The sequence below is a fragment of the Methylocystis sp. genome, assembly GCF_051061285.1.
Taxonomy (GTDB): Bacteria; Pseudomonadota; Alphaproteobacteria; order Rhizobiales; family Beijerinckiaceae; genus Methylocystis.
The window spans coordinates 68,769-82,901 of sequence record NZ_JBPFEA010000031.1; the positions used below are offsets into that span (position 1 = coordinate 68,769).

The window sequence follows — 14,133 nt, forward strand, 5'->3', positions numbered from 1 at the left end:
TTCGAGCTATTCGAATCGTCCGGAGGCGTGGCTGAGCATGGTGTAAACCTTGCCGGCGTCGCCGGTCAGCAGGTCGAGCGCTTTCGAGCCGTCGTGATCGCCGCGGCTTGTCTCGATGAGCAGATCCTCGAAGTGCGAGACGTAGCGATCGGCGGTCGCGCGAAACGCCTGATCGACGCGATAGCGGCGACGAATTTCCTCGAAGGTCTGATGGCCTTGCGCGGTGTAAAGGCGGCGACCGAAAAGTCCGCCCTTCTCGCCGCGCTGATAGCGGCGCCATAGCTCCGCCACGGCGGCGTTGTCGACCATACGCGCAATGTCGAGCGTCAGACTGTCGAGGGCGCCCGCCGTCGCCAGTGACCGCGCCGTGCGCGGCGGCTGCGGCGCGGCGTCGTCGAAGGAGGCGCGCGCAAGCAGGTTGCTCAGCCATCCGCCCGGCGGCTCGCGTGTCGGCTCCGCCGAGCGATTCTGCGCGACGCGTGGCGCTGCTGCATGCTCGGCGCGCGTCGGTTGATCCAGGGCCGGCTGACGGAGCGGAGACGCGCTTTGTTCGGCAATGTCATAGACGCGGCCCGAGCGCGCCACGATGTCGGTGAGTTCGTTCAGCGCCTTCACCTGATCGCCGACGACCCGCCGCAGCGCCGCCGCCTGCTCCGCGGTTTCGCGCGGAATTTCGGTCGCGCCGCGGCGCACCTCCTCGCGGGTCTCCTCGATCTCGCGATGAATGTCGCGCGCGAGGCCGCGAATATCGTCGGTCGCGGCGTCGAATTTCGAGCGCGCGTCGCCAAAGAGACGGGTGATCTCTTCATTGGCTTGTGAGAAGGCGGCGCGCAGCGCCTCCGACGTCTGCTCGCGTTCGCCTTCCGCGGCGGCGCGCACCGCTGCAAAGCGCGTTTCGATCAAATCGGCGGTTTGCCTGGAGGTTTCGCTCAGCTCTCCTCCAAGGTCGCGCGACCGCGTCTCGATCGAGCGGAACGAACGGTCCATCAGTTCGCCGAACTGTGTCATGGCGCTTTCGAATTCGGCGCGCCGGCCTTCGATGAGCGTCACCAGTTCCTCGAGCGAGCGGCGGCGGGCGGCCATCACGGCGTCGAGCGCCTCCTGGCTTTGCGCCAGCTTTTCCGCGCTCTGCGCCAGCGTGTGCTGTCTCTCGTCGAGCGCCGCGACGATGGCGTTGGCGTCCTGCATCGTGCCGCCAGCGACGGCGCTGATATGTTCAACTTGCGTCGAGGCCTCGTTGAGCGCGCCGTGGAACTCGGCGAGACGCTTGCCAAGTTCGTGTTCGAGCGTGACCAGATTCCCGCCGGTCTTGTCGATGACCGCATGAAGCGAGGCATTCGTCTCGCCGAGCGTGTCGAGCAGGGTGGGCAGCTCGGCGCGAATCCTTTCGTTTGTCTCCAGCAGGGCCGCAATCGAAGTCTGCGCGCTGGTCTCCAGCGTCAGCGCCAGCGCCTCGCGGGAGGCGTCCAGCGCATTGGTCAGCTCGTCGCGCTTGACGCCGAGGCGCGAGACAAGGGCGGCGCTGCTATTTTCAACGGCGGTCGTCACCAAATCGCCGATCGTCGTCAATTCTTGGGCGACGGCGCCGCCGCGTGCGTCGAGCACGGTCTGCATTTGCGTGAGGCGCGCATCCAGCGCGCCGCTGATCTCCGCGACGCGTTCGGCGAGCGACTGACCGAGATCGCCGGTGCGCGCATGAAGCGTCGTATCGAATTCCCGCCGCGCCACGGCCAGAACGTCTTTGATGTCCTGCAGACGGGCGCCGATCGTGTCCACGACCAGTCGGCCTCCTTCGTCGATCTCGGAAGAAACGACGCCAAGCCGGCTGATCACATTGTTCTCGAGCAGCGCGATGCGGCCGTCGAGGGTCGTTTCCAGCTCCTTCGCGTGTCCCCCCAGCGCTTCGTTGATTTCCTCTGTTCTGGAGGCGATCGTATGGGCGAGTTCGCTCGAGCGCGACAGCAGCACCCAGTCGACGTCCTTGATCTTTGCGTCGAGCGTTTGCATGACCTGGCGCCCGCCGTCTTCCATCACCCGCGCGACTTCAGCCGCGTGTTTGGAGAGCGCCTCCTGCAGCATCTGGCCGCCGACGCCCAGGCCCGCGTCAACGCGGCCGACCAGTTCGTCGATGCGGTCCGCCGCCTCCATTGTCCTGGCGTTGGCGACGTTCTCGAAGGCTTCGATCTTGTTCGACATCGTCGATGCGATGTCGATCGCGCGGGCGCCGAGCTTTTCGACCAGATGGCCGCCTTTGCTCTCGATCGCGCCGTCGATTTCGGCCAGTCTCGCGTCGATCTCATCGGCGAAATGGCGGGAATTGTCGCCGATCCGGGCGTTGTAATGCTCGACTTGCGCCGAGAGCCTTTCGACGAGCGCGCCGCCCTGCATGCGGATGGTCTCATCGAGCGACTGCAGCCGGTCGTCGATCCGATGCGTGATCTCTTGCGCTTGCGCGTCGAGTCGGGCGGCCGCGTCCGTCGTCCGCGTCGTCAGATTGTCGACAAGCCGCGTTCCCTGGCCGCCGATCACGTCTTCGACGACAGCGAAGCGCTGCGTGAGTTCGGCGCTGAGGCGTTCGGCCTGCGCGCCGACCCGGTCGGCGAGTTCGCCGCCGTCGCGAAGCAGCGCATTCTCGAATTGGGTCAGCTGTTCGCCGAGCGTGACCGCGATGCGTTCGCCATGGTCGGCCAGCGAGGCCACGACGTCTTTGCTTTCGGACAGGACGGCGTTCTCGAAGGCGCCGAATCGATCGTTCACCAATTCATGCAGCCGCTCGCCCTGCGTGGCGATCGCCAGAACGGCGTCGCTCGCCGTATTTGCGAAGCGCTCATGCATCGTCGCGGCGTTTTCGGCGAGAGCCGAGGAGGCGTCGGCGACGCTTTGGCGAAGCTTGTCGCGCAACGCCGCGCCGTGCGTCTCGAATTCCTGCAGCGCGAGTTCGCGCGACGTCTCCATCGTTTTGGCGACGAGCATTCCCGCCGTCTCGAGCGTGTTGAGTCGCTCGCCGAGCAATTCGTCAACGCGCGTCGCATGTTCGCCGACGACCGTCGCCACGCTTTCGCTATGGCGTCTGACGGCCTCTTCGAAGGCGCCGAGCTTTTCGGCGATGTCGAATTCGGCGCTGTCGGCGCGCGCCGCCAGGCGCTGCGCGATCTCGCCGCCCTGGCGCACAAGCACGTCTTCAATCGCTTCGAGACTCTGCGCGACAGCTTCGCTGACCTGTCCGCTGTTGCGCGCGACGCTGTCTTCAAAGGCGGCGAGCTTGTCGCCAAGTTCTGCGGCGGCGCGCTCGGTACGGGCAGAGACCCGGGCCGCCAAATCTTCGCCCTGGCGCGCGACGACGTCTTCGAACGTCGATACGCCCTGCGAAAAGGCCGCCGTTGCGCGTTCGCCGTGCTCGCTGACGCGCTGGGTGATTTCTTCGCTGTGACGCTCGACGGCTTCTCCGAAGGCGGCGAGCTGCGCGGAGAGGGTCGATGCGGCGCGTTCACCACGCTCGCCGACGCGCTCGGCAACCTCATCGCCGTGGTGGATGATGGAGTTCTCAAAGGCGATAAGTTGCGCCGAGAGCGTCGATGTTGCGCGTTCGCCTTGCTCGCCCACACGCTGGGCGATCTGTTCTCCGTGGCGCGTGACGGCGTCTTCAAACGAGGCCAGCTGAGCCGCGAGCGTCGACGTCGCCCGCTCGCTCTGTTCGCTGACCCGAAGGGCGATGTCGTCACTATGGCGAACGACTGTCTGTTCGAAAGCGGCGAGCTGCGACGTCAGCGTCGATGTGGCGCGCTCGCCATGTTCGCTGACGCGCTGGGCGACTTCCCCGCTGTGGCGGGCGACCGTGTCCTCAAAGGCGGCGAGCTGGGTTGCAATGGTGGACGTCGCGCGTCCGCCATGTTCGCTCACGCGCGTCGCGACGTCGTCGCTGTGCTGCGTGACCGCTTCCTCGAATGCGGCGAGTTGAGCCGACAATGTCGCCGTCGCGCGTTCGCTTTGCTCGCTGACCCGTTCGGCGATTTCGCCGCTGCGGCTATTGACCGACTCTTCGAATGCGGCGAGCTGCGTGGCGAGCGCCGACGTGGCGCGCTCGCTGTGGTCGCCGACGCTCTGCGCAAGTTCCTCGCTGCGCAGCGCAACCGCGGTCTCGAAGGCGGCGAGCTGCGTCGCGACGGTCGTCGCGGCTCGCTCGCTGTGTTCGGCGACGCGCGAGACGACTTCCTCTCCGTGGCGCGCGAATGTGTCTTCAAAGGCGGCAAGACCGTCCGAAATGACGGAGCTGACACGGTTGCCATGTTCAGCGACGCGCATCGCCGCTTCCGTGCTGTTGCGCACCACGGCGTCTTCGAAGGCGGCAAGCCGCTCGGCGAGAGTGGTCTCGATCTGCAGCCCTCGTTCGGCGATCCGTTCCGCCACTTCGCCGCCGCGGCCGAGCACGGTCTGTTCGAAGGCCTGGAAGTTGTCGGCGAGCGTTTCATTGACTCGATCGCCATGCTCGCCGATCGCGGACACCGCTTCGCTGGCGGCGGCGACAAAACGCGCCTGCACGGCGTCGACCTGTTCGACGAGCGTCGTTGAGCTCTGGTTCAAGCTGCGCGAAATTGACTCGTGAAGCGCTTGTCCGCGCAACTCGAATTCCTTCTGCGCCTTCTGATGCGTGTCTTCGAGCAGGCCGACGATTCGGGTTTCCGCGGTTTCGAATGTCGCCCTGGCGTTTTCGACATGTTCGGCGACGCGGGTCGTAAGCCGTTCCTGAGTCTCGCCGAGCGAGCGCTCAAAGGCTCCGCCCTGCGTCTCGATCGTGTCGCGAATGGCCCCGCCGGTTTCCGTGAGCTGCGCGACGATCCGCTCCCCCTGGCCGCCGATCGCCTCGGAAAAACTCGCGCCGAGTTCTTCGAACCGTTCGAGCACATCTGCGCCGCGTGCGCCGAAATCGCCGGCGATCGCTTCGCTCGCGGCTTCCAGCTTGCGGCCAACTTCCTCGACGCCATCGGTGAAACGGCGGCTGACGTCGTCGCTCGCGCCGGTCACTTTCTGCGCGACTTCGTCGCCTGTCTGGGTCAGGGCGATCAGCACTCTTTCGCCGTGACTGGCCAAAGTCGATTCAAAGGCGTCGCCCGCTTCGTCAAGCGCGAGCCGGATCTCTTCGCCCTTGGAGCCGAGCGAGGAGGTGACGCGCGCTCCCGCCTGGCTCACCGCTTCGGCGAGATGGACCGAGGTCGTGGCGAGTTCCTGAGACAGAGTCTCGCGTGCGCCAAAGAGCGCCGTACGGGCGTTGTCGGCGTTGACGACGATCGCTTCGCGTTCGCGCGTCAGCTCGTCGATGAGAAGCCGAATGCGCCGTTCATTCTCCGTGTAGGAGCGTTCGAGGTTGGTCACCTCGGTGCGCACGATCACTTCCAGTTCGCCGGCCCTTGCGAGCGCGCGTTCGATGCCGTCTCCCATCGAGGCGGCTTCGCGTCGGATCGCCTGAGAGAGCGAGACCACCTGTTCGGTGGCGACAGTTTCGGGCTCGATGAGCCGAATGGCCACTTCGGTCATGGAGTTGGCGATGAGCCGCATCTCATGGGCGCGGCGCGCCATCAATCCTGTGAGGAAGAGGAAGACGAGAGGCGCGATCAGCGCTGCGAGCGTCAAAACCGGTTTCGGCGCGAGCATCGAGCCGTCGAAGTCAATGATTTCGCCTTGATGGAAATAAACATACAGGGCCCAGCAGGCCGCCCACAGCCCCATGGAAGCGAAGGTGAGCGCCATGATCGAGCGATTGGGCTTGATCTGCAGCGCTTGCCGCAACTCGCCGACCGTGCGGCGGTCGTCGTTCGCGGGCGCAAGGGCGGGCGCCATCGCTCCAGGCTGCGGTTGAACACGGTTCTGCGGCTCGCTGTAAGCCGAGGCCGGCCTTCTGTGGTCCCCGGGCTGCGCTTCCGCTCTCCGGCTCGGGGCCGGGCCGGGCCGGTTGTTCGCCTCATCCGCAGCGCCTGCGGCGTCCGGCGGCGCGCCGATATCGAGCGCCTCCTCGATCGCCGTCAGAGCGGCGGACGCCGCGTCCTGGATCTTTCCCGATGTCGCCATTCGCCCTCTCCAGCCGGCGCAGACGCGTCGCCCGGCCCGATCTCACGGCCCGCCGCTCAGCGACCGCCAGTGAATAAAGATTAACCAAACTTTACAGCCCATCCCTGGCAATTGAAACATCTGGCGGGGCCGTATCGGGAAACTTCGTTAACGCGCCCTTCAGGATAGACGCGCCAGTCTCCACTCTGGGCGCCGCTTTTGGCAGGCCTTTCCGCGGGGCTGCAAAACGAACCGCTTTGCGATAGATATCAAGGGGAACGGGAATGGGGATGGCGAAACTGGCGGACTCCACGTTTCTAAATTGCGAGGCTCAACCGCAGCCGTTATCCGAGGCCGACGCGGAGTCGCCGATCGACCTTGTCCATCTCTCCCGACAGACCTTCGGCGATCATGATCTCGAACGGGAGCTGCTGGGACTTTTCGACGCACAGGCGGCGCAATTCGCGAAACGCTTGCGCGCGCCCGCCGCGCAGGGCGACGCCGACTGGCGCATCGCGCTTGCGCATACCATCAAGGGGTCGGCGCGGGCGATAGGCGCCTTCGAGGTGGGGCAGGCGGCGGAGTCCTACGAACAGGCGCTGCGCGGCGCGGATGCGAGCGCCGCCGAGAAGTCCGAGATCCTCGGCGCCGCCATCGGACGTGCGCGCGGCGCCATCGCCCTATTGCTGGGCGGCGCGGCTCAGAACGGCCCCACTGGGAAATATTTCAAATAAAGCTCGGCGAAAACGCCGCGCTGGGCGAGGCGCGAGAGCGCATAGTCGAGCGCCCGGCGCAGCGGCGCATTGCCTTTTTTCACGGCGATGCCGACGCCCTCGCCGAAATATTTCGGATCGGTGAAGGGGCCATCCCGAAAGACGCAGCAGCCGGCCGCCTCGGCGCCGTTCAGCCAATAGGAAAGGGCGATCGCGTCGCCGAAAACCGCCTGAACGCGGCCCTTCTTGAGCGCGTCACGGGCGAGGGCAGGCGTTTCGAACGTCACCAAGGTCGAGCGCGGATAGAAGGCTTGCAGAAACGCCTCGTGTCGCGAGCCCGCGACCACCGCGACCGGCCGATCGCTGAGCGCGGCGGGAGAAGCCGACGTCAGCGTCGTGTCGGCCTGCATGGCGAACCGGCCGGGCGTTAGCATGTAAGGTCCAGAAAAATCGACCTGTTTTCGCGTTTCATCGTTGATCGCGAGCGAAGCGATGATGGCGTCGCCGCTATTGTCGTTGAGCGCGGGAATGAGCAGATCCCACCGGCGCCGCTGGATCGTGCAGGCGGTGTCGAGTTCGACGCAGATCGCCCTGGCGAGATCGATATTGAAGCCCGCGACCTGCCCATCCGAAAGCAGGAAATTGAACGGCGGATAGTCGTCCTCGGTCAGAAAGCGGATCTGGCGCAGTCCGGAGACGTCCGGCTTTTCCGGCGTGCGGTTGGGGTCCCAAAATGAGGGCGTATTCGCGGCCGGCGGGGTCGACGCGGGGGGCGCTGGCGTGGGCGGCGCGCCGTCAGCCGCCGCAGCCGCGAAGCTGGACGTCAGGCACAGCGCGGCGAGCGCCGCACGAATGGAGGCGAGAAGACCGGTTCGGCGCGGCTGAGTGAGACGGCGCATAATAAGAATTGCGTGGCCCCTGCTGGAGGTCGATAGTCGCGCGAAGGCTGCTTGCGCTTGCCGGATGTATTGCATGAATTTTGTGCCGATCGATAGTGTTGCTTCCTCTGCTTCGCAGATCAAGGACGAACTTCCTCCGCAGCCTTTCAGACGCCGGGCGTTCGCTGACTCCTCGGCCGTTCGCCGGCCGTCGCCGTCGGGTGCGACCGCGTCAAGACCCATTCCCGTCGAAATCGCCTTTCTTTCGGCGCACGGCGTGCCGGAGCAAGTGCTGCAATTCGCCGCTGCGACGGCGCGCCGCCAGGGCGTTTGCGCCGACGAAGCGCTGCTCGCCGAGGGGCTCGTCTGCGAGGATGTCTTCTATCGGGCGCTGGCGAAGCATCTCAACGTCGAGTTCATTGACAGTCCTGTCGACGTCTCCGCGTCAGGCGTTGCGGCGGCCGAATGCGGCTACGCGCGGATCCGGGAGCCGTCGAGCGGGTATCTTTGGCTGTTCGCGCCGAGCGGCAGCGGCGTCTTTCGATTGATGAGCGCGCGGAGTGCGGCAAGAGGACGGCCGCTTTTCGCGATCACCACTCGAACGCGGTTTTTGGAGGCGGTGCGCCGCGCCGATCCCGCCAGCGTCGCCCGCAACGCGGCCTTTCTCGTCGAGCGCGTCGATCGGGACTTATGCGCGCGCGGCGGCTTGCGGCGCGGACAGGTGGGACTGCTGCTCGTCGCGCTGATCGGACTGGCGGCGAGCCTCTACGCGCCCTTCTTCTTTCTACGCCTTGCATCGGCTTTGCTCCTTGCAGGCGCATTCTTTTGCGGCGTGTTTCTGAGGCTTTTCGCCTGCGCGGCGAGCTTTCAACACTGCGCAGACGCCGAACCGCTCGAAAGCGAGGCGCAACTGCCGATCTACACGATCGTTCTTGCGCTCTACCAGGAAGCCGCCGTGGCGCGCCAGCTCGCTCGAGCGATCGACCGTTTCGACTATCCGAGAGCCAAGCTCGACATAAAATTTATTATCGAAGCCGATGATGAACCAACGGCTGCGGCGTTGCGGTCGCATCCGCCGCATGCGCCGCATGAGATCGTCATTGCGCCCGAGGGCGCTCCGCGAACCAAGCCGCGCGCCCTCAACGTCGCCATGCCGTTTGCCCGGGGATCGCTCGTCGCGGTGTTCGACGCGGAAGATTTGCCCGAGCCACGCCAATTGCGCCGAGCGGCGACGCTCTTCGCCGCCTCGCCGCCGAGCGTCGCTTGCCTGCAGGCGAGCCTTGTCATCGACAACGGCGAGCTGAACTGGATGACGGCGATGTTCGCGCTTGAATATGCGGCGCTTTTTGACGTCTACAACAAGGGCCTCGCCGCGATGGGAATGCCGCTCTTCCTTGGCGGCACGTCCAATCACTTTCGCATCGAGGCTCTGCGCGACATCGGCTTCTGGGACGCCTTCAACGTCACCGAAGATGCGGATCTCGGCCTGCGGCTCGCGCGCGCGGGCTTCGAGGTGCGGACATTCGCCTCACAAACTTTCGAAGAGGCGCCGGCGGCCTTCGGCGCCCTGGTGAGACAGCGCACGCGCTGGTTCAAAGGCTGGATGCAGACATTTATCGTGCACTGCCGTCGACCTATGCGACTTTTCGTCGATCTCGGTTCCCGGCGCGCGATCGCGGTGCTCGCAATGTTCGCCAGCGGATTGTTTGGTCCTTTGCTCGGCCCGTTCCTGGCGGCGCGTATGATCTATGACGCGATCTTTGGGGCTCTGTTGGCGCCGGTCGCGCCATTTGAAATCGCCTTGAGCACGCTCTGGTGCTGTCTGGCGATCGCCGGGGCGATTTCGCTGATCTTGCCGCTCGCCATGGGAATGCGCCGGCGCGGCCTGACGCGGTTTCGCCGCGCGCTGATCTATCTGCCGCTATGGCTGATGATGCTGAGCATCGCCGCCTGGCGCGCCCTTTATGAACTCTGGCGGCGTCCCTTCCACTGGGAAAAGACCGAGCATGGGCTCACCATGCGCGGCGTTGTCGAAGCGGAAAAAGACGTCGACCCATTCGTCTCAAGAGAAGAGCCACTGTTTGATCAGGAAGCCGGCGCTTAGCGCCTTGCCGTAATGTTCGTGCAGCGCGACATGGCTCATGCCGGCGCGCGGCAGATCCGATTTCTTCAAGCGCTTGAAGAAGGGAATGAGCACGTCCTCGAAATTCGTCACCGTGTATTTTCCGCCGTGGCGATCGGCGACGCGCTCAGCGACATTGGCGAACAGCAGCGCCAGCGCCTTGAACAAGGCCGGATGCGTGATCTGCTCATCGGCGTTGTGCAAACCAAGGCCATGCCGGCAGGCGCGTAAATAGGCGTTGAGCACCGCGTAGACTTCCTCCGCCCGCGCGTCAACGAATGCGCCCTTGATCGAGCGCAGCGCGGCGTTAAAGGTGACGCGCGAAATCGTGCCCTTGCGCCGTTCCGCTGGGCTGAGCAGGCCCTTGAGGGCGCTGTCGTCGCGTGTTTGAAAAAGATCGAAGACGTCGTGCAGCAGCGCGTCGGCTTTCGTCTCGACTTCCGAGAGGCGGCGGATGTCGAGCAACAGTTCATTGGGCACCGGCCGTTGCTTGGTGTTGATGTCCATGAACAGCCGGCATTCTTCCGAACGCTTCAGCTTATTGTAAATCACCACCGGCACGTCGACCGCATGCTTCGCCAGCTTGAAGCCGAAAATGCGATGTTGCCCGTCGATGATCAGGAAGGCGCGGGGGTCCTGCCGGAATGTCAGAGCTCCGGCGGCGCGGTCATAATGCATATGCGCGCGCGACTGCGCCGACAGAACCACGGCGCCGGGAACCGTGCCGAACCCGGCGTCGATATATTTGGCGATGGACTTCGCGCGCTTTGGATCGAGCAGGCGCTGGAAGCCTTCCGCCGGATTTTCGACCCGCGGTTCAACCGTGCAGGTTTCGGCGAGCAGGCTGCTCGGCAGCACCAGCGCGTAGAAGCGGTGCGCGCCCTGCGAGACGAGTTGCGCCGGAACGCTGATCGAGGTTTTGCCGGCGGCAGATGCAGAGGAGCAGTGCAATTCGGCCCCTGCGTCCGGCAAGGGGGCGGATTCGGCGATATCGCTGAGCGTGTCCCGATCCATGTTCTGATCCCTCGGAAGCGTGAACTTTCAGCGTTCACGACAGCTGACTCGACGAATCGACCGACACTCGGACGAAGACGCTAAGCGGGAAAAGGTTTGGGGGCAAGATGGGTTGAGGGCGCAAAGCCGTGCTTTATCTTCCGAATGCCTATTCAACGCCATTGCGGCCACGGCTGCGATGGGCTCCGAGGCCGCGGAAGGGGAGTCATCGCGAAAAGCAATGTTGTCGAAGACTTGCCGTGCTGTAAGCTGAACACTCAAGATTATCGGGAGCGCCACAGTGTCCGTGCCGATACAGATAACCCCGCGTTTTGCGACAGGCGTTCCGGGGCTCGACAAGGTTCTTCACGGCGGACTTCCCCGCTGTTCTCTTATTCTCGTCGAAGGACCGCCCGGCAGCGGCAAGACGACCCTGGCGCTCCAGTTCCTGATCCAGGCGGTTCGCGCGGGGGAAAGCTGTCTGCTCGCGACGAGCGCCGAGTCGCCGCAACAGTTGCGGTCGATCGCCGCTTCGCACGGATGGAGTCTCGACGGGATCAATATTACGGGCCTGTCGGAGCCATCCAGCGCAGAAGACACAGGGCTGGACTACACGCTTTTCCCGGAGGCGGAGGTCGAGATCGGCGAGACGTTCGACCATCTCTTTTCCGAAGTCGAACGGTTGAAGCCGAAGCTGCTCGTGCTCGATACGATCTCGAGTCTGCGTGTTGTGGCGCCGACGCCGGCGTTCCATCGGCGTCAACTGAAGCGTATTCGCGACTTCATGGCGGCGCGCGACTGCACGACGGTGATGCTGGATGAAGCGTCGATGACGGAAAAGGATCTTCGCAGCCAGACGCTGTCTGACGGCATCATCGAATTGCGGCAAAAACAGTCTCCCTACGGGGCCGACCGACGCACATTGCGCGTGAGCAAACTGCGCGGCTGTAGCTACGTGAGCGGCTCGCACGACGCAACGATCGCCGCCGGAGGGCTGACCGTGCATCCTCGCCTCGTCGCACAGAGCTTTCCGAACCTCGTGGCGACGCCGGCGCTCGGATCCGGCAACGCAGAGATTGACGCGCTTGTCGGAGGCGGACTTCCCCGCGGCACGAACACGCTCATAGCGGGCCCTGCAGGCGTCGGAAATCAACCATATCATCACTATACGCGATGGCCGCGGCCAAGCGCGGCGAGAAATGCGCGCTTTTTCTATTCGACGAGAGCGAGGAGAGTTATATCGGTCGCGGCGAGGGATTGGGCCTAAACATGCGCGCTGAAGTCGAAGCCGGCCTCATTGAACTCAGGCATCTTGATCCGGCCGAACTGAGCGTCGGCGAGATCGCCGACCTGGTCGTGGATCGAGTCGAGAAGCAAGGCGTGAAGCTCGTCGTAATGGACACGCTGAACGGTTATCTGCAATCCGCGATCGAAGAACCGAGCGTTATTCTTCACGTCAGAGAGCTGCTCTCCTATCTCAGCCGTCGTCAGATTGTCACTATCATGACGCTGACCCAGCACGGAATTTTCGGAACAGAGCTCTCTTCGCCCTTGGACTTCAGCTTCCTGGCCGACAATGTGTTCCTGCTTCGCTATTTCGAGCTTGATGGCGCGCTGAATAAGGCCCTGTCGATCGTCAAAAAGCGTAGCGGCCCGCATGAGCACACGATCCGGAAACTGACTTTGAGAGCAAGGGGAATCAACGTCAGCGAGCCGCTTATAGGCTTTTCAGGCGTCCTAACGGGGACGCCCGTGTATCATCGTGAGTCCAAGGATGGCGGAGAGTAGCGTAGCGGAGGTCGTCCCTAGAGCTGAGGATAGCCTGCGCGTTCTGATCGTGACGCCAACGGGACGCGATGCCGCCCTCGCCGAAGATGCGCTCAAGCGTAGCGGACTTTCCAGCTGCGTTTGCCGCAACGAAGAAGAGCTACGCGCGGAGATCGCGAAAGGCGCAGGCTGCGTTCTTATGGCGGAGGAGGCATTGCCGCACGATCGCGCGGTGACCTGGGACGAGTGGTTCGGTCCTGAACCGGCGTGGTCCCAGTTGCCCATGGTGTTGCTTCTCGCCCGCGGCCACGCTCAAAAAGATTTGTCGTTACTACGAACGATCGAAAAGCGCCCGAGTATAGGTTTCATCGAACGTCCTGCGCAAAAGCGCTCGCTGATCGGCGCGCTCAAGAACGCGATTGAAGCCCGTCGCCTGCAATACGCCATTCGCGATTCGCTGGACGCGCTGCAGACGGCCAACCGCCGCAAGGATGAGTTCCTCGCCGTGCTGGCCCACGAGTTGCGCAATCCTCTCGCTGTGATTTGCGCGGCGATTCACATCAAGAAGCGGCGCTCAGCCGACGGGGACGGCGACGACATGCTATCGGCGATCGAGCGGCAAACTCAGCAGCTCACGCGTATTGTCGACGACCTTCTGGAAGTTTCGCGCATCAGCCGGGGCAAGTTAGAGCTTCACAAGGAGCGCCTGGATCTTGTCTCGCTCGTGCGCGAAGTGTTTGAACATGGGGCCGACAAACTTCGGGCGGGGAAACATCGCAAGCAATTTCATGCGCCCTCGACAGAGCTTTTCATCGAGGGTGATCCCATTCGCCTGGGTCAGGTTTTTGTAAATGTTCTCAACAACGCCGCAAAATATACAGCGGATGTCGGCGCGATCGACGTAACGGTGACGCGGGACGGCAATTCCGCAGTGGTCATCGTTAAGGATACGGGCGTCGGCATTCCGCCCGAAATGCTAACGCGGGTTTTTGATATCTTTACCCAGGTCGATCGCAATCTCGGAAGGGCGCAAGGCGGGATTGGCGTCGGACTATCGCTCACCCGCAGTCTTGTAACGCTGCACGGAGGCGCAATCGAAGCCCGAAGCGGCGGCGCGGATAAGGGCAGCGAGTTCATCGTCCGGCTGCCATTGAGCGAAGCGCCCGTTGCGGCGAATGTTGAACCCGCGCGAGATACAAGGGAGCGGCGCGCGTCCCAGACGAAGGTGTTGGTCGTCGACGACGAACACCTTGTCGGCAAGCTCACGGGCGAGCTGATCGCCACCTTTGGGATGGAGGTGCAGGTCGTTCCTGGCGGAGCCGAGGCGCTGGAAGTCATCCCGAAATTCCAGCCCCATATCATCTTCGTCGATCTCGGCATGCCCGGGATTGATGGTTACGAGACTGCCCGGAGGATCAGACAGCTTCCCGGCGGAGATTCTCTCTTCATCGCAGCGTTGTCGGGGTGGGGCCAGGCCGAGGACTTTGAGCGAAGCGCCGAGGCTGGATTTGACCGGCATTTTGTAAAACCGATCAAGATCTCAGAGTTAGAAAATCTGTTCGCCTCGGAGTCGCCAACCCGAGCAAATGAGTCTGGGCGTCGGGATACACGCATCTGA

The 14,133-nt window shown here is 63.9% G+C and carries 8 protein-coding genes; 5 read left to right on the forward strand and 3 right to left on the reverse strand.

The genetic code is table 11. The features are described 5' to 3' along the window. Window positions 1-6: 6 nt before the first annotated feature. Window positions 7-6,063, reverse strand: coding sequence for an apolipoprotein acyltransferase (locus ACR65T_RS10995; protein ID WP_434496515.1), 6,057 nt, complete (start codon window positions 6,061-6,063; stop codon window positions 7-9). Window positions 6,064-6,332: 269 nt separating this feature from the next. Here ACR65T_RS10995 and ACR65T_RS11000 point away from each other — a divergent pair, with 269 nt between their 5' ends. After that, entirely contained in the window at window positions 6,333-6,776 is a 444-nt protein-coding gene (locus ACR65T_RS11000; protein ID WP_434496516.1) for an Hpt domain-containing protein, read from the forward strand. Here ACR65T_RS11000 and ACR65T_RS11005 read toward each other — a convergent pair. Next, complete coding sequence (locus tag ACR65T_RS11005) at window positions 6,743-7,654, reverse strand: transporter substrate-binding domain-containing protein (protein WP_434496517.1); 912 nt, start codon at window positions 7,652-7,654, stop codon at window positions 6,743-6,745. The genes ACR65T_RS11000 and ACR65T_RS11005 overlap by 34 nt on opposite strands. 73 nt (window positions 7,655-7,727) lie before the next feature. Between ACR65T_RS11005 and ACR65T_RS11010 the strand changes: the two genes are divergently transcribed. After that, window positions 7,728-9,737 carry a glycosyltransferase family 2 protein gene (locus ACR65T_RS11010; protein WP_434496518.1) on the forward strand — a complete coding sequence of 670 codons (2,010 nt, stop codon included), beginning with the start codon at window positions 7,728-7,730 and terminating at the stop codon, window positions 9,735-9,737. Here the strand turns inward: ACR65T_RS11010 and ACR65T_RS11015 are convergent. Continuing rightward, window positions 9,696-10,769 carry a DGQHR domain-containing protein gene (locus ACR65T_RS11015; RefSeq protein ID WP_434496519.1) on the reverse strand — a complete coding sequence of 358 codons (1,074 nt, stop codon included), beginning with the start codon at window positions 10,767-10,769 and terminating at the stop codon, window positions 9,696-9,698. The two genes, ACR65T_RS11010 and ACR65T_RS11015, sit on opposite strands and share 42 nt — an antisense overlap. Window positions 10,770-11,049: 280 nt before the next feature. Between ACR65T_RS11015 and ACR65T_RS11020 the strand changes: the two genes are divergently transcribed. Genes ACR65T_RS11020 through ACR65T_RS11030 form a run of 3 tightly spaced genes read left to right on the forward strand, consistent with a single transcriptional unit; the run spans window position 11,050 to window position 14,133 of the window. Then, the gene (locus ACR65T_RS11020; RefSeq protein WP_434496520.1) at window positions 11,050-12,015 is read left to right on the forward strand and encodes an ATPase domain-containing protein; all 966 of its coding nucleotides are present in this window, start codon (window positions 11,050-11,052) and stop codon (window positions 12,013-12,015) included. Then, window positions 11,922-12,536, forward strand: a complete 615-nt coding sequence (locus ACR65T_RS11025; protein ID WP_434496521.1) for an ATPase domain-containing protein — start codon at window positions 11,922-11,924, stop codon at window positions 12,534-12,536. The genes ACR65T_RS11020 and ACR65T_RS11025 overlap by 94 nt, the downstream gene beginning before the upstream one ends. Continuing rightward, window positions 12,523-14,133, forward strand: coding sequence for a hybrid sensor histidine kinase/response regulator (locus ACR65T_RS11030; RefSeq protein WP_434496522.1), 1,611 nt, complete (start codon window positions 12,523-12,525; stop codon window positions 14,131-14,133). The genes ACR65T_RS11025 and ACR65T_RS11030 overlap by 14 nt, the downstream gene beginning before the upstream one ends.